The following is a 15,945-nucleotide window of genomic DNA, read 5'->3' as shown; positions in this document are numbered from 1 at the left end:
TTCTCATATCAGCCGACAGGTTGGCGCATCCCGCGCCGCCTGTCGGCTACATGTCATCTTCAGTCTTTCAGTCCTTCAGCCCTTGGGCGGCGCGCTTCAGCGCGTCGCCCCCCGCGCCTCCGCCCACACCTGCGCCAGGTGCACGAGCGTCTCGGCCGCCTTCGTCATGTCCTGCAGCGTCACCCACTCGCGCTGGCTGTGCACGTCGTGCATGCCGACGAAGAGATTCGGCGTGGGCAGCCCGCGCTGGGTCAGATTCGACCCATCCGTTCCACCCCGGATTGGGCCCGAGTGCGGCTGCAACCCGGCCCGCCGGATTGCCTCCTGGGCAAACTCCACCGGTCGCATGTCCTTTTCGAGCCAGTAACGCATGTTCCGATACTGCTCCACGAAGCTCAGCGTCAGCTTGGCCCGCGGCTCCGCCGCCTGCAGCTCCGCCACCAACCGCTCGAGCAACGCGTGCTTCTCCGCCAGCCCGGCGAGTTCGAAGTCGCGGAGAATCATCCGCACCGTCGCGTGCTCCGCCGTGCCACTGCACTCCGTCGGGTGAATGAACCCGTCGCGCCCCGCGGTCGTCTCCGGCGCCTGGTCGCGCGGCAACGCCGCCAGAAATCGCCCGGCGATCCGCAGCGCATTCACCATGACGTCTTTTGCCCAGCCGGGATGCGACGCCACGCCTTCGATCTCCAGGATCGCCGCGTCCGCGCTGAACGTCTCGAAACAAATCTCGCCCGCCTCTTCGCCATCGAGCGTGTAGCCGACGTCCGCCCCGAGCTGCGCGAGGTCGAGCTTCGACATCCCGCGCGCGATCTCCTCGTCCGGGTTGAAGCACAACCGGATTGTCCCGTGCGGAATTTCCGGGTGCTGGAGCAGATGACGCGCCGCCGCCATCACCACCGCGACGCCGGACTTGTCGTCGGCACCAAGCAGCGAGGTGCCGCTCGCGGTGATCACGTCCTGGCCGATCGCCTCGCGCAGATGCTTGGTTGATTCGACGGTCAGCCGGATCGCCGGGTTGTCGGGCAACACGATGGGACGCCCATCATAAGCACGATGCACGATCGGTTTCGCGGCGCTCGGGAGATTGGTCGCGGTGTCCACATGCGCACACCACGCGAGCCGCGGTACCCCGGCCTGCGGCGTCGTCGCCGGAATCGTCGCCAACACGTACCCAAACTCGGTCACGACCACGTCCTTCGCGCCGAGGGCGGCGAGTTCCTCGCTCAGGAGCCGGAGGAGATCCCACTGGCCGGGGGTACTGGGCGTGGACGGCGAGTGCGCGTCGCTGCGGGTCTCGATCTGCACATAGCGCAGGAAGCGCTCAAGAAGGTCGGAGGGGTCGATCGTCATGGGAGAATGAGAGGAAAGGAAAAAACCGGCCGGGGCGACCGCGTCACCTCAGGTGGGCGTCAATCGCCGCGTGCAGCTCAGAGCGTCCGGCGCCGGTCTCGGCCGACGTGAGGAAGACCGGCGGCAGCTCCGAGCGCCACTCGCCGATGGCCGCCTTGATTTTCTCGACGCCGACGCGTCCCTGCGTCGGCGAGTGTTTGTCCATCTTGGTGAAGACGAGCGCGAACGGTGTCCCCACGCCTTCGAGCCATTGGATGAACTCCCGGTCAACCGGCTGGAGTGGCAGCCGCGAATCCAGGAGCACGAACACGAGCCGCAGCGTCTTTCGCTCGGAGAGGTATCGCGCCACCGTCTGGTTGAAGTCGGCCCGCTGGTCGCGGCTCACCTTCGCGTACCCGTAACCCGGCAGGTCGACGAGCCGCCACGCGTTGTTGATCACGTAGAAGTTCAACAACTGGGTCTTGCCGGGCGTATTCGAGGTCCGCGCCAGTTCGCGTCGCTGGGTCAGCGAGTTGATCAGGGAGGACTTGCCGACGTTCGAGCGGCCGATCAGGGCGAACTCGGGCAGCGGACGGGTCGGACATTTGTCCAGCGAGGGAGCACTCAGCTCGAAGGCTGCCGAGGTGATTTTCATGGCTGGCCGCAGTTCGACGCAGCGCCCGCGGCGCGACAACCACATTCCGGCCGGCCCCGCGGCTCAGCGCGCCTGGCGCGGGCCCGGGAGATCGCGGCCACCCTGGTGCAGGACGATGCCGCTGACTTTGCCCGTCGCGTCGCGCTGGAACGAGAGCCGCGCGTCGACGACCTTGTAGAAAAACTCGTCTTTCGCCGTGGCGAACACCGGGAACTTCGGCTGGCCCGTCGCCTGCACGAACAGCGCGCCCTGCTCCTCGGTGACGGTCAGGACAAATGTTGGTGCGAGCGGATACGCCCCCGCGTACTCCCGCAGGACCTCGGCCCGGAGCGTGATCTCACGCGGAGCCGCCGGGAGCGCCTGCCGCGCGCCGCGCTGGTCGAGCCCGTTCTGATGCAACACGAGCGCGACAACCTTGCCCGCGGCGTCGCGTTCAAAGGAAATTTCCGCCGGCACGTCGACCACGGAGAAGCGGTCGGGCTTCGACTCGCGCAACGCGAGCTTCCCCTGGCCCGTCGCCTGCGCCAAGAGCGCGCCATGAGCGGCCGTGATGTCGATGGCGAACTGGGGCGTGAGCGGATACCGGCCGACATAGCTCTCCGCGTCCTGGAGCGCGCTCGGCGCGGCGCCGGGCCGTTTCACGTCCAGCAGCGGAAGCACCCACCCTGCGGGGTCCTGACCGCGCGTCGAGAGCAACACCACGCCCCGGCCCGCCGGGCGCTCGAAGGCGACGAACGCCTGCGTGCCACCCGTCCGGCCCCCGTGACTAAACACCGTGCGTCCCTCCGCCGGGACCACGAACCAGCCCAGCCCAATTTTCTCCCCGGAGTCGGCGTTGACCCGCTGCGGCACGAGCGTCGCGTCGATCGCCGCGCGCAGCGGCGTCTCGGCGAGTCCGGCACAGGCGGCGACAAAGGCCGCGAGGTCTCGCGCGGTGCTGCGCAGGGCTCCCGCCGGTGCATACGCCTCAAACGTCCAGGGCGCCCCGCGGCGACCGTGCTCATGCGGCGGCGCGAAATCCGTCGGCGCCGGTTCTCCCGCCAGGCCCAGCGTGGTCGTCTTCAGTCCCATCGGCTCCAGCACCTGCGCCCGCAGCACCTGCGCATAGGGCTGCCCCCAGGCCGCCGCCAGCGCCTCGCCGAGCACGGCGACACCGAAATTCGAATACGCGAGCTTGGCCCCGGCTGGCGCGCCGGGACCGTCGCGTCGCAACGCTTCGACGAGCGCCGCCCGATCGTAGCCCGCGTAGGGGTCGGCGGTGTGCCCGGTCGTGAAGTTGCTGGACAGGCGCGGCAAGCCGGAGGTGTGCGTCGTGAGCGAGAGCAGCGTGATCTTTGCCAGCGCCGCCTGCGCCGCATCGTCGGGCGGCAGCAGGTACTTCGCCGCCGGATCCTGGCGAGACACCTTCCCCTGCCGCTCACTCTCGGCGAGCAGGATCGCGGTGAAAACCTTCGTCACCGATCCGATCTCGAACACGGTGTCGGGCGTGATCGGCCGCGCGTCATCCGCCGCGAACTGCCCGGCGGTGGCGAACGTGACGCCATCGCGATCAATCCAGGCGACCGCCACGCCGCCCGGCCCGCCGGCCGCGAACGCGTCCACCTTGGCCTGCAGATCCGCCGGGGGTTTGGCGGCGGCGAGCGTCGCGACGAGCAGCAGGAACAAGGAGCCGAGGAGGTGTGACGTGCGCATGGGAGGAAGCAGGGGTGAACCGATCGCAGGACAGAACTCGCCGCCAGCCTTCCGAGCCGCGCGCCGCGCGTCGAGTCTCTTCCCCGTGGTCGGCGCCCCCGCTTCCGCCCGCACGGGCTGCCCATTCGCTGTCCTCGCTCCCTCTCCTTCCGTCGCTCCACCCCCAAGCTCCGTCCCACTTTCACCCTCACTCCGTCCCACTCTCACTTTCACTTTCACTCTCACTTTCACTCCGGTACGTGGCCCCGGCCGGGGCCACGTACCGGCTTTGCGCCCCGCCGCGTTTCCGCTACCGTCCCCGCATGAAACGTCCTCACGTTGTCTGTCACATGATGGGATCGATCGACGGCCGGATCGTCACAGAGCGCTGGGCGCTCACGCCCGCCGCCGAGAAACAGTACGAAGCCGTGCATGCGCTGCACCGGGTCGACGCCTGGATGTGCGGCCGGAAGACCTTTCAAGGCGACTTCATGGAACAGCCCCGGGACGCGAAGTTCGGCCGCGCCGCCAAGGTGCCGCCGGTTGACTTCATCGCGCCGGAGCAATTGCGCCGCAAAGGCGAGAAGGTCGTCTACGCCGTTGCCGTCGACCCCGCGGGCCGGATTCGCTGGGACAACAACGTCATGCGTGGGGACCGTTTCGTGGTGATCACGACACAGCAGGCACCGTCCGGCTACCTCGCCGACCTGCGCGCCAAGTCGATCTCGTACCTGGTCGCAGGCAAGAAGGAGGTCGACTTCGGCGCCGCGCTCGAGCGCCTGCACCGCATCTTCGGCATCCGCAAACTGGCACTCGAAGGTGGCGGCGGCATCAACGGCTCGGTCCTCGCCGCCGGCCTCGTCGACGAAATCAGCCTGCTGCTCTGCGCCCAGATCGATGGCGACCGCTGCAGCCCGACCGTCTTTGACCTGCCCGTCGGCCGCGAGGACAAGCTCGGCACCACGCTGAAACTCCTGTCCGTCCAGAAGCGTCCCGGCGACGTCGTTTGGCTCCGCTACCGCGTGCAGCAAAATCCCTAGTCACCGAGCCTCCCGGCCGCCGTGGAGGATCCCATCGCGGCCGGAAGTATCCGGACATTATTCCCGAGAGTATCCGGACATTATTCCAAGTATCCGGACATTATCCCGTAACCGTCCGAATCTCGGGCAGTTATAATTACTGCCCTCGTACCCTCGTCGTCGACGCGACCGAGGCGCTCGAGGCCACAATGCTCGACCGCCGGCTCCGCACATACCCAAAGGTCGGAGTTTCACGACGCGCCGGCGCGTCCGATTCGCTTCAGCCTTCGGCCTTCAGCTTTCAGCCTTCGCTTCCTTCAGCTTTCACTTCCACGAACCGGCGCGTCACGCGGCCGTCGGCGGCGGTGCAGACGAAGAAGCCCTTCTCCTTCGTCCCGTCGAAATTGAAGCGCTTCAGGGCGCAGCAGCGGTTCGTGGTGATCGTCGCCGCGCCAAAGGTTGCCTCCTTGTAGCCGTGGAAGTGGCCGTTGAAGACAGCCTGCAGGTTGAAGTCGCGGAACCGCTCCAGCAGCGCGTTGGCGTTGGCCGGCTGCATGCGGGCATTGGTCTTGTCGGTGATCGGTCGCAGCGACGGGCCGTCGATCAGCGGGAAATGCGTGAACAGCACCAGCGGCCGCTGGCGGTCGAGCTTCGGCAGGTTCGCATCGAGCCAGGCGAAGGTGGCGTCGCCGATCTTCGTGTCGTGCCAGCGCAAGCCCTCCGACGAATCGAGCCCGACGAACTGCCAGCCGGCGTGCTCGAACGTGTAATTGATGCGATTTGGGAAGACTTCCTCGTACGCGCTGCGATCCGTCTGCGTCGTCCAGTCGTGGTTCCCGATGACCGGATACATCGGCACCTGCAGCCGGGCGAAGATGTCGCGCACCGCGAGGTGCTGCGCCTTCAGGCCCTTGTCGCACACGTCGCCGATGTGGAGGACGAAGTCCGGCTTCTCCGGCGCGATGAGCCCCGTCACTTTCTCCAGCCACGGGCCACACTCCGGGGATAGGTAGTGCGTGTCGTTGATCGCGATGAACGTGAACTTGCCGGCGGGCGGCGGCGTGCCCGCGGCACGCAGGGCGCCGGGCCAGAGCCCGAGACTGAACAGCGCGCCGAGACCGAGGGTCTTCACGGCGTCACGGCGGGAAAGCAAAGCGGCGGTATCCGGGTCGCGGGGGGTGAATGAAGCCATGACCGGCGAAGTTACGAGGGGGCCCACCCTCGTCTAGGCGAATAAACACCCGCACGCCGCGTCACCGCGCCGCACCGGCGGGAGCCGGCGGCGCCGGCGTATAGAACTCGCGGATGATCGCGGCAAACGAGGCCTTGGGCCGGCGCTGGGTGTCGAACACGCCCCAGTGCTTCTCCGCCATGCTGGGCGGGGTCGCCGCGCCGCCGCCCTTCCACGACTCGTCGAAGGCCTCGAACAGGAACGTGGGCACGCGCCGCTCCGCCACCCAGCGCCAATGCTGGCGCAGATACTCGGCCTGCGCCGCGACGGACACCTCCGCCTTCATCAGGGTCCCCTCGCCGCCCGGGCCGGTACGGCTGGCGTTGTGCTCCGTCGCCCACCCGGTCTCGCCGATGATCACGGGCACGCCGCGGTGGAAGGCCACGCACGCATCGTACTGCGCCGCGGTCCAGGCCATCGCCTCGTCCAGCCGCCGGCCGTTCCAGAGCGCGTAGGCGTGGAAGGTGATGAAATCGAGCTCAGCGGCCACGACCCGCGAGGCCTCCTTGTTCCAGAAGTTGTAGTCGTCGGCACACGTCACGGGCTGCCGGATGCCGGCACGCAGGCGACGCGCCCAACCGGCGATCGTCGCCGCCGGTGCGTGGTGCGCGGACCATTCGACGCCCGCTTCGTTGCCGGCGGAAACGGCGATCACCTCGTCGGGATACTGGTTCGCGAGCCGGATCGCGTTCGCGATCTGCGCCTCGTTCTTCGCCTTCGCCGCGGGGGTGTCCTCGTTGACCAGCCAGGCCCCGAGCAGCAGCCGGATCGGCAGGCGCTCCTCATGGATGATGCGGAGCGTCTGCTCCGTCACCGGCGAGGCGTCGTACATCCGGATCAGATTCCAGTAGCGGCTGACCAGCCGGAGATCCGCGGCAATTTCCGCCGCGGAGGGCGCGCGGCCATCGGGCTCCTGGCCGTCGCGATACGGACTGAACGAGACGGCGTTGCCGATCCATCGGCCATTGAGCTCGAGCTGAAGCGGCCGGCGACCGCTCGGGAGCGAGCCCCCGACGTCGCCGGCGGGCGCCGATGCGGCGGGCGCAGCCGCCCAGGCTGCGGCGCACGTGACGAGCAGAAGGAGGGAACGCAGCAGCGGGACGCGCACCGCGGATACCGGGGCCACCGGGGCGCCGGCGCAGGAGGGAACAGTGGTCATGTCAGGAGGCGGGAGGCGACGAGACCGCCGGCGTGGCGGTGGCGGACTGGCGCTCGGCCAGCTCGCGTTCGATGCGTTTCACCATTGGCTCGTCGAGGGTGTAGAAGAAGATCACGAAGCCGCTCAGCAGCGCGAACGCGCCGGGCAGGAGGCTGTACAGGAGGATGATGCCGTGCACGACCTCCGGGGTCTGGGTGGTGTTGGGCACGAAGCCAAAGCCGGCCAGCAGCCAGCCCAGCAGCGCGCCGCCGATGGCGAGCCCGACCTTTTGCGCAAACACTGCGGCGGAGAACACGAGGCCGGTGGCGCGGCGGCCGAAGCGCCACTCGCCAAAGTCCGCCGTGTCGGCGTACATCGACCAGACCAATGCGGGCGTCGGGCCGGCGACAAACGACGCGAAGATGTTCAGCGCGTACAGCGCGGGCATGGCGTGCGGATCGACGAAATAGAACGCCAGGAGGGCGAGCGCGTTGAGGATCGTCAGGGTGATCATCAGCCCGCGCCGGGCAAAGTAGCGGAGGAAGAGCTTCGTCGACAGCGCACCGGCAATGAACGCCAGGAAGCCGACGAGGTTGAACTGGCCGAGACCCGCCTCGCTGCCGATGCAGTACTTGAAGTAGTAGATCGCCGACCCGTTGCGCAGGCCGACGTTGGCGAGCGTCAGGAACCCGGCGAACACGAGGATCACCCACGGCCGGTTGCGGCCGAGGTCCGCCAGGTCCCGCCGCGCCGAGGACGGCTGCGCGGCCGGCGCGGTGACGCGCTCCCGGGTATTGAAGAAGGTGTAGAGAAACATGCCGACCGAGAGCACGGCGAAGATCGCCATTGTGTTCCGGAAGCCCGTGGCCGGGTTGCCGCCTTCGCCGGCGAGCGCGTCCTTCAGCTCCGGCACCAGCCAGCCGATCAACAGCGTGCCCGTGAAGGCGCAGGCAAACCGGTAGGTGGAAAGCGAGGTGCGATCGTCAGAGGAGGAGGACATCACGCCCATCAGCGCGGAGTACGGCGTGTTGATCGCCGCGTAGGCGAAGAGCACGAGCGTGTAGGTGACATAGGCATACGCCAGCTTGCCGCCGGGCCCAAAGCCGGGGTTGGCAAACATGAGGAAGCCGAGGATGCCGTACGGGATCGAACCCCAGAGAATGTACGGCCGGAACTTGCCCCAGCGGGTCTGCGTGCGGTCGGCAATCATCCCGATCACCGGATTCATCACCGCGGCGAGCAGCGGCGTGATGAACATCAGCGTGCCGACCGCCGCCGACGGCAGGCCGAAGATGTCGGTGTAGTAGTAGGCGAGAAACAGGTTGAACGCCTGAAAGTAGAAATTGGACGCGGTGTCGCCGAGGCCGTAGGCGAACTTCTCCTTGAAACGCAGTTTTTCCGGCACGGAGGACGGGGGTTGGGGTTGGCGGCGAGGAAAGCGACGACGGCGGGATAGGCGAGACTGGCGTGGCGGCGCGCGGGGCCGAGGCAGGCCGGTCCGGCAACTCCACGCGGAGCCACCGGACCGGAACACCCCAGGCCGCGCGAAGCGGCGAACCTAGAACTTGTAGCTGAACTCGAGGCGGGCCGACCGGGGCGCCGAATACATCAGGCCGTAGAGCTTCCGGTCATCGAGCAGGTTGAAGATGTTCAACTGCACCGCCGCATCGTGCGTGTGCATCTTGAACGCGTACCGCACCATGAGGTCGACGTTGTAGCGCTCCGGGGTCTCCAGGACGATGATGCCGCCGTTTTTGTCGGTGATGCGCTGACCACCGCCATGCGTGATGCCGGACTGGTATTCACGCGGCGACTCCCACGTGCCACCGACGCCAACGGAGAGACCGAACAGCCGGCCCTTCGGGAACTGGTAGTGCGCCCACATCGAGACCGAGTGATCGGGGGTGTCGTCCTGCCGTTCACCACTGCCGTAGCCGATGCCCGTCCAAGTCGAAGTGTCGTTGGGATCGGTGTACACCGTGGACAGCGGCTTGCCGGTCAGGCCCCAGTCGGTGTTCGGGAAATACCACACCGCCCAGCGATCCTGCGGATTGGGCGACTTGGCGAACTTGCCGGCCTGGTCGATCACGCGCTTCGTGTTGGCGTAGTTGGCGATGATCTGGAAGTCCTTCGTCAGCGTGAACACGAGCTCGGCGCTCCAGCCTTTGGCGGAGTCGGAGCCAACGAGGTACTCGTTGCCCTGCGGGCCCGACGCGCGGTCGTTCCAGGAGTTGTTCGTCTCCGCGTCGTAGTTGTAGAGCCAGCCCGGCCAGCTCATGCCATGCGACTTCGTGTAATCGAAGACCGCGTCCATGTACGCAGCCCCCGTCGCCTTGGAGGCATTGACGTACCAGTTGGTGGCGCCGCCGACGGACTTCTGGTAGATCGCGCCCGCGGCCACACCGGCGTTCCACTGGGGGAGCGCGGCATCAGCCGCGCCGTTGCCGCCGTTGCTGCCGCCCGGCACGGACGTCGGCGAGAAGTTGCTGACGTTGTAAACGATGTCTTTGGCGGGGTTGAAGTTCTTGTAGTTCGAGGTCGGCGCCCACCAGAAGAACATTTCCGAGCCGGTGCGGCGGATCTTGTACTTGCTCACCGAGCCCGAGATTTTGCCGTCGAACAGGTCGAACTTGAGGCCGTACTCGCGGCTCTTGGCGATCACGGGGCCGACGGGGTTGCCGTCCACGTCGAGGTGGCCGCTGAAGTTCGGCTGCAGGCCGCCGGCCTTGAGGGCGTAAATGGAGATCTGGCGGGTCAGCTGCAGGCTCGCGCCGTACTGGCGCGTGTACTCGCTCACCTTCTTGCTGCGGGTCGACGTGCTCGTCCCGGCAAGGTAGTTCTCGGTGCGCGTGAAATTGTCCGTCCGATCATTGCGGATACCGGCAACGACCGTGAGGCGATCGTCGAGCACCTGGCCCTGGTACACGAGATAGCTGGCCTGGTCCCAGCCGCGGGAGAAGCTGCCATTCTTGCGCGCGATGATCGGCACGTCGGCCGTGCCGTCACCCTGTTTGCCGAAACGGATGTAGGAGGCGTCGACCGGGCTCTTGTAGTTGAAGAGATTGTCCTGCGTGCCGCCGGTGACGGAGTCGTTGTGGTTGCTGTCCTCCGAGTGGCCGAGCAGCACCGAGTTGGTGATCTTCAGCCACTTGTTGCCGCGGTCGAACAGCGTGAGCTTGTAGTTCAACTCGGCGCGGACCTGGTCGAGCAGCGTGCTCGAGTCCGACACCGTCCAGGTGTACTGGAGCGCGACGTTGTCGACGTAGCCGTTGACGGCGTTCTGGTTCGAGTCACCGAGACTCGTGCTGAGGGTGTTGAAGAACACGCGGGCCCGCAGCGCCACCGGGCCGACGTTCTGGTTGAGATTGCCGATGACGTCGCGGCGCTGGAAGTCGGCCTTCGAACGGTTGTAGCCCACGAGCAGGGTGAGGTTCGGCACGAGGGTCTGCGTGATCTGCGCGCGGAAGTTGGACGCCTGGGTGTCCTGGAAGGTGTCGGGACCGCTCCAGCGGAACCGGTACGGATCGGTGCCGGGCACGGTGAAGAAGTCCGCGTGCTCGTTCTGGTCGCTGTTGACGCCCACGTTGGCCATCGCGCGCACCCGCTGGAAACCGATGCCGTCCTGCCACATCTTGCCGTCCTCGAGATCGATATCGATCTGGGTCTGCTTCCACGGCCGCAGCGTGATGGCCGGGGAGATGAAGTAGTGCTGCTGGGAATTGAAGTCGGTGTAGGAATTGGTGTCCTCGTATGCCCCGGTCAGCCGGTAGTTCAGACCGACGCGCGGTGCGATCGGCCCGGTGACATCGAGCGTGCCTCGCATGAAATCATAGCTGCCGTAGGCGAGGCCGAGTTCGGCGGAGCGCTTCGCGGCCGGCGTCTTCGGGTGGTAGTTCACGATGCCGCCGTACTGGCCGAAGCCGTACAACAGTGCCGACGGGCCGAACACCACCTCGACGCGCTCGATGTTGATGGCGTCGGTCGAGTTCTGGCGACGGAAGCCGTCGCGCAGCACCGCATCGGTCACGTAGCCACGAATCTTGTACGAAGTCTGGGTGGGATTGGCCGTTGCGCCCTCGGCGTTGTTGACGCCGCCCGCGCCCTGGTAGGCGCCGCCCGGCGTGCCCTGGTCGTTCTGGGAGGTGAGCTGGATGCCGGACACATAGCGCAGGCCCTGGCGCAGGTTGGTGGAGCCGGTGTCGCGGATGAACTGCTCGGTGATCACCGAGATCGGCATCGGCAGATCCTTGATCGGCGTGTTGAGGCGCGTGCCGGAGGTCGCATTCGTCGCCAGGTAACCGCGATCCTTCGAGGCATCGACGGTGAACGGGCTCAGCACGACGGGCTCTTCGGCGGCGAGATTGGCGTCGGCCGGCGCGGCCTCGGCCGCGATGGCAACAGGTCGCGAGGCGAACAACGCCAGCGCGGCAGTCAGCAGGGACGGAGTGATCCGTTGGGGAAGCTTCATGGGGGTGTTGGTCAAGAACGAAGCCCACCCGACAAACACCCCGCGGAAGCGCCGTGACACTGCGACAGAGCTGTCGCCGCAAAACGGAACCCGGGGGTAATCATGGGGCAGGCGGGGTAGGTCTAGACGCCGGTTGGGGGCGTCGCTTGGGCCGGGAATGAGTCGGAGTTGCAGGGTCCTGTCAACGCAATTGTGCACACAACGAAACAGCCTTGCTCGCCGGACGCCCGACGCCGCTCAACCCGGTTCTTTCACCTATGGAGTCAGGCGAGACAGCTTGGATTATTCGGCGCAGATACGGCCGCGATATTTGTGCACCTTTTCATTTTTGTGCACACGGTTTTTAACACTTGAAATTGCACGCTTACCGTCCACAGTCGCCGCCGTTACGTTTACCCCTGCCCCGCTTTCTTGATGCGCTCCGTCAACCAGCAACTGCTCGCCGAGCGTCTGAACCTTTCCCGGACGACCGTCTCGCGCAGCCTCGCCAACCACCCCGCCATCGCCGCCGAAACGCGCGCCAAAGTGAAGAGCATGGCCGCCGCCCTCGGCTATCGCGGCAACCCGACGCGCACAATCCGCCGTTCGCGCCGCAGCAAGCCCATCACCATCGGCGTGCTGATCGGCGTGCCCACCCAGAATGTCGCGCTCGCCACCTTCCCCTACGTGCTGCAGGGCATCCGCGCGCGCGCCGAGGCCGAGCACCTCGCCATCGACGTCTGCTATCAAGAACCCGCCTCGCTCACCCCCGACGCCAAGCGCCTGCCGGTCTTCCGCCACATCCGCAGCGGCGACTGGCGGGGCATGATTCTCATCTACCCGTTCGCCGAGGCCGCCGTCGCCATGTTCGCCCGCAAGATCTCCACCGTCGCCGTGCTCGAGAGCTATGAGCACCCGTACGTGGATACGGTCGACACCGACGATTACGCCGGCATCCGCGCCCTCGTGCACCGGCTCGCGGCCGCCGGCCACCGCCGCATCGGCTTCGTCGCCTGGCGCTACCCGATCGGCGGCAACTGGACCACCCGGCGCTTCGGCGGCTACGTCGACGGCCTCTTCTCCCTCGGGCTCGAGTTCAACCCGCACTGGGCGTTCAACGTCCGGCGCAACGAGCCGACCCTCGCCGCCGCGCCGATCGCGGACGGCGTCGTGCGCCGGATGCGCGAGGACCACGTCACCGCGTGGGTCTGCGCCGCCGACCACCAGGCGTATCAGCTTATCCAGGACCTGACCGCGCGCGGCGTGCGCGTGCCGCACGACTGCTCCATCACCGGCTTCGACGGCCTCGAGCCGCCCGCCAACCTCCCGCGGATGTCGTCGATGCGCGTGCCGCACGAGGACATCGGCGATTCCGCCGTCGGCCGGCTGCTCGGCCGCATGATGCAGCCCCACGCGCCCCGCCGAAAGATCCTCGTCGAGGCCCATCCTGTCGAAGGCACCACCGTCGCCGCGCCGCGCGCGTGACCGCCGGCGACCGCACCTCAACTCCCGTCTCCACCCCAAGCTCATGCCCGCCCCCCTCTCCTATCGCTTTCCGCCCAAGTTCATCTGGGGCGCCGCCACCGCGGCGACGCAGATCGAGGGCGCGGCGGACGCCGACGGCCGCGGGCCTTCGGTGTGGGATACCTTTTCCCGTCGCGCGGGCGCGGTCGCCCATGGCGACACGCCGGCGGACGCCTGCGACCACTTTCATCGCTACGAGGAGGACTTCGCGCTCCTGCAGCGGCTCGGGCTCCGGCACTACCGGCTCTCGATCGGCTGGCCCCGGCTCTTCCCCACGGGCACCGGCCGGGTGAATCCTGCCGGGCTCGCCTTCTACGACCGGCTCATCGATGCGCTGCTCGCCCGCGGCATCACGCCCTGGGTGACGCTTTATCATTGGGACCTGCCCCAGACGCTCGAGGACGCCGGCGGCTGGCGCGAGCGTGCCACCGTCACCGCGTTCGCTCACTACGCCGATACCGTCGTGCGGGCGCTCGGCGACCGCGTGAAGCGCTGGATCACGATGAACGAGATCCCGTGCTTCATCGGCATGGGCTATGGCACCGGCGAACACGCCCCGGGCGCGCGCGAGAACCGCCGCGTCCTGGCCCAGGCCTACCACCACGCGCTGCTCGCCCACGGCGAGGCGGTGCGCGCCGTGCGCGCCTTCGGCGGTCGCGGCGCGCAGGTCGGACTCACCCAAAACCCGGCCATCGGCATCCCCGTGACCGAGCTGCCGCCGGACATCGCCGCCGCCCAGGCTTGGACTGAGCTGCACAACGAGCACCTGCTCAACCCGGTGTTCTGCGGCCGCTATCCGACCCGTTACCTGCGCTCGCTCGGCGCGGACCGCCCGCAGATTGCCCGCGGCGACCTCGCCCTGATTTCGCAGCCGACCGACTTCCTCGGGCTCAACGTCTACACCGGAAACTTCATCCGCGCGGCCGCACGCGGTAAGCCCGAGGTGCTCCCGTTGCCGCCGCAATATCCCCTCGCCGGGCTGCCGTGGCTTCACCTGGCGCCGCCGGCCATCTACTGGGCGATGCGCCACCTCCACACCCTGTACGCCCCGCGCGCCTTCCACATCACCGAGAACGGCGTCGGCTACGAGGAGGCCCCCGACGCCCAGGGCGAGGTGCTCGACCTCCATCGCTGCGAGTACCTGCGGGGTTACCTCCACGCCGTGCACCGGGCCGCCGCCGAGGGTATTCCGGTACGCGGGTATTTTGTCTGGTCGCTGCTGGACAACTTCGAGTGGGCGTACGGCTACGCGAAGCGTTTCGGCATCGTGCACGTCGACTACGCCACCCAGCGCCGCACGCCCAAGCTCAGCGCGAAATGGTACGCGTCGGTTGCCCGCGAGAACCGCGTGCTTTAGGCGTCACCGATCGGAGAGGACGCGCCAAGGGACCGGGGACCGGGACATCGTGGTGCCCCCGGCCCGGGTGAGCTCAACGCAGGCTTACACGGCGACGCGCATTCGCCCAGGTCCCGCCGGGACGCTTGCACCAGCGCACCACGATTGCTCCGATGGCGTCTTCGCTGCGGGAGGACGCGCGTCCGCCCGCGCTAATGATCATGACCGCCTTCACCCGTCGCGATTTCCTCCTTGCCGCTCTCGCCGCCACCGCGGCCACCCAACTGCGCGGGGCGGGGTCCGGCGCGACCCGCCGCCCCCGGATCGTGCTCCGGTCGTCGTGGCAGACGGTGAACATCGGTGACATCGGGCACACGCCGGGCGTGCTGGCGCTGCTGGAAAAGGAACTCCCCGAAGCCGAGGTCGTGCTCTGGCCCGTGAACGTGCGCAACGGCGTCGAAGAGATGCTGCGCGCCCGCTTTCCGCACCTGCGGATCATCCGCGAGCAGCAGGAGGCGTTTGCCTGCGATTTCCTCCTGCACGGCTCCGGGCCTTACCTGGTCGCGCACCGCAACGTCGCCGCGTGGCGGAAGGAGACCGGCAAGCCGTACGGCGTGTGGGGCATCACCATGGCCCCGGCGGGCGACCCCGGCATGAAGATCATGCGCACGAACGGACTCGACGACGCCACCCGCGAGCTGCTCGACGGCGCGCGATTCGTTTTCCTCCGCGACGGCCCCTCGGTCGAGGTCGTGCGAAAGTCGGGCGTGAAGAGCCCGGTGGTCGAGTTCGGGCCGGATGGCGCGTTCTCCGCCGACGTGCGCAACGACGCGGCGGCGGACGCCTTTCTCAAGGCGCATGGCCTGGAGGACGGGAAGTTCATGTGCTTCCTGCCCAACCTCCGCAACGCGCCGTACTGGCTGGTGAAGCCGAACTATGCCTTCGACGCCGCGAAGCACCGCCGCAACGAGGAGATGAAGGAGCACGACCACGCGCCACTCCGCGAGGCGATCGTCCGGATCGTGCGCGAAACCGACCTGAAGGTGCTGGTGTGTCCGGAGGACTCGACCCAGATGAGCACCGGCAAGGAGTTGCTCGTGGATCCGTTGCCGGCCGACGTGAAGCCGCGCGTGGTGTGGCGGGAAAAATTCTGGCTCACCGACGAAGCGATCAGCACGTACCGCCGCTCGGCCGGGCTCGTGAGCAACGAAATGCACAGCCCGATCATGAGCATCGGCCACGGCGTGCCGGCGCTCGTGTGCCGCTTCGCCGAGCAGACAACCAAGGGGCTCATGTGGCGGGACATCGGCCTCGGCGACTGGCTCTTCGACCTCGACGACCCGAACGACTACGCCCGTGTGGTCCCTACCGCACTCTCCCTCGCGAAGGATCCCGCCGCCGCCCGCGCAAAAGTCGCCCGAGGCCGCGACCTCGTCCGCCGCCGCCAGCGCGAGATGGTCGCCACGCTGCGAAAAGCCGTCCTGGGCTGAACCGAGTGCAGCGTCCGCCGCCGCGCAGGTGGATTTCCCGAGAGAAGATGTCGTGAGGCCAACCGAAGCCTCCCGGAAGAAGCACGAACGCCAAGACGCCCGCAA

Annotated in this window: 11 protein-coding genes; 4 read left to right on the top strand and 7 right to left on the bottom strand. The window is 67.6% G+C overall.

The window, feature by feature from the left end; all coding sequences use genetic code 11:
- Positions 1-96: 96 nt before the first annotated feature.
- The 3 genes from pepT to DB354_RS02360 form a co-directional block, all read right to left on the bottom strand.
- Positions 97-1,350: a peptidase T gene (gene pepT, locus DB354_RS02370; protein WP_107833830.1), complete on the bottom strand. Its 1,254-nt coding sequence runs from the start codon at positions 1,348-1,350 to the stop codon at positions 97-99.
- 43 nt (positions 1,351-1,393) lie between these two features.
- Positions 1,394-1,984, bottom strand: a complete 591-nt coding sequence (yihA, locus tag DB354_RS02365; RefSeq protein ID WP_107833829.1) for a ribosome biogenesis GTP-binding protein YihA/YsxC — start codon at positions 1,982-1,984, stop codon at positions 1,394-1,396.
- Positions 1,985-2,047: 63 nt separating this feature from the next.
- The gene (locus DB354_RS02360) at positions 2,048-3,676 is read right to left on the bottom strand and encodes a serine hydrolase (protein ID WP_107833828.1); all 1,629 of its coding nucleotides are present in this window, start codon (positions 3,674-3,676) and stop codon (positions 2,048-2,050) included.
- Positions 3,677-3,978: 302 nt separating this feature from the next.
- On the opposite strand from DB354_RS02360, the gene DB354_RS02355 reads away from it, so the two are divergent.
- Positions 3,979-4,695 carry a RibD family protein gene (locus DB354_RS02355; protein WP_107833827.1) on the top strand — a complete coding sequence of 239 codons (717 nt, stop codon included), beginning with the start codon at positions 3,979-3,981 and terminating at the stop codon, positions 4,693-4,695.
- Between the two features lie 280 nt (positions 4,696-4,975).
- On the opposite strand, the gene DB354_RS02350 is transcribed toward DB354_RS02355, so the two are convergent.
- The 4 genes from DB354_RS02350 to DB354_RS02335 all read right to left on the bottom strand — a co-directional run bounded on the left by DB354_RS02350 (position 4,976) and on the right by DB354_RS02335 (position 11,511).
- Positions 4,976-5,866 carry a metallophosphoesterase gene (locus DB354_RS02350; RefSeq protein ID WP_107833826.1) on the bottom strand — a complete coding sequence of 297 codons (891 nt, stop codon included), beginning with the start codon at positions 5,864-5,866 and terminating at the stop codon, positions 4,976-4,978.
- Positions 5,867-5,927: 61 nt separating this feature from the next.
- Positions 5,928-7,064 (bottom strand): glycosyl hydrolase family 17 protein, encoded by a 1,137-nt coding sequence (locus DB354_RS02345; protein ID WP_107833825.1) that lies wholly within the window; start codon positions 7,062-7,064, stop codon positions 5,928-5,930.
- A gap of 1 nt (position 7,065) precedes the next feature.
- Positions 7,066-8,448, bottom strand: coding sequence for an MFS transporter (locus DB354_RS02340; protein ID WP_107833824.1), 1,383 nt, complete (start codon positions 8,446-8,448; stop codon positions 7,066-7,068).
- A gap of 153 nt (positions 8,449-8,601) precedes the next feature.
- On the bottom strand, positions 8,602-11,511 hold the full coding sequence (locus DB354_RS02335) for a TonB-dependent receptor plug domain-containing protein (protein WP_107833823.1): 2,910 nt from the start codon (positions 11,509-11,511) through the stop codon (positions 8,602-8,604).
- 414 nt (positions 11,512-11,925) lie between these two features.
- On the opposite strand from DB354_RS02335, the gene DB354_RS02330 reads away from it, so the two are divergent.
- The 3 genes from DB354_RS02330 (at position 11,926) to DB354_RS02320 (ending at position 15,840) form a co-directional block, all read left to right on the top strand.
- A complete protein-coding gene (locus tag DB354_RS02330; protein ID WP_107833822.1) occupies positions 11,926-12,975 on the top strand; it encodes a LacI family DNA-binding transcriptional regulator in 1,050 nt (349 codons plus the stop codon).
- 43 nt (positions 12,976-13,018) lie between these two features.
- A complete protein-coding gene (locus tag DB354_RS02325; protein WP_107833821.1) occupies positions 13,019-14,371 on the top strand; it encodes a GH1 family beta-glucosidase in 1,353 nt (450 codons plus the stop codon).
- Between the two features lie 152 nt (positions 14,372-14,523).
- The gene (locus DB354_RS02320) at positions 14,524-15,840 is read left to right on the top strand and encodes a polysaccharide pyruvyl transferase family protein (protein WP_233256528.1); all 1,317 of its coding nucleotides are present in this window, start codon (positions 14,524-14,526) and stop codon (positions 15,838-15,840) included.
- Positions 15,841-15,945 lie beyond the last annotated feature (105 nt).

The organism is Opitutus sp. ER46 (assembly GCF_003054705.1).
In the GTDB taxonomy this organism is placed as follows: Bacteria; Verrucomicrobiota; Verrucomicrobiia; order Opitutales; family Opitutaceae; genus ER46.
Note: the sequence above shows the minus strand (reverse complement) of the source record. Positions and strands in the feature narration are given on the sequence as shown.

Excerpts from the sequence above, each read along its gene's own strand:
- pepT (WP_107833830.1), bottom strand. The coding sequence starts at position 1,350 with ATGACGATCGACCCCTCCGACCTTCTTGAGCGCTTCCTGCGCTATGTG.
- DB354_RS02360 (WP_107833828.1), bottom strand. The coding sequence starts at position 3,676 with ATGCGCACGTCACACCTCCTCGGCTCCTTGTTCCTGCTGCTCGTCGCG.
- yihA (WP_107833829.1), bottom strand. The coding sequence starts at position 1,984 with ATGAAAATCACCTCGGCAGCCTTCGAGCTGAGTGCTCCCTCGCTGGAC.
- DB354_RS02345 (WP_107833825.1), bottom strand. The coding sequence starts at position 7,064 with ATGACCACTGTTCCCTCCTGCGCCGGCGCCCCGGTGGCCCCGGTATCC.
- DB354_RS02320 (WP_233256528.1), top strand. The coding sequence starts at position 14,524 with ATGGCGTCTTCGCTGCGGGAGGACGCGCGTCCGCCCGCGCTAATGATC.
- DB354_RS02350 (WP_107833826.1), bottom strand. The coding sequence starts at position 5,866 with ATGGCTTCATTCACCCCCCGCGACCCGGATACCGCCGCTTTGCTTTCC.
- DB354_RS02335 (WP_107833823.1), bottom strand. The coding sequence starts at position 11,511 with ATGAAGCTTCCCCAACGGATCACTCCGTCCCTGCTGACTGCCGCGCTG.
- DB354_RS02330 (WP_107833822.1), top strand. The coding sequence starts at position 11,926 with ATGCGCTCCGTCAACCAGCAACTGCTCGCCGAGCGTCTGAACCTTTCC.
- DB354_RS02325 (WP_107833821.1), top strand. The coding sequence starts at position 13,019 with ATGCCCGCCCCCCTCTCCTATCGCTTTCCGCCCAAGTTCATCTGGGGC.
- DB354_RS02355 (WP_107833827.1), top strand. The coding sequence starts at position 3,979 with ATGAAACGTCCTCACGTTGTCTGTCACATGATGGGATCGATCGACGGC.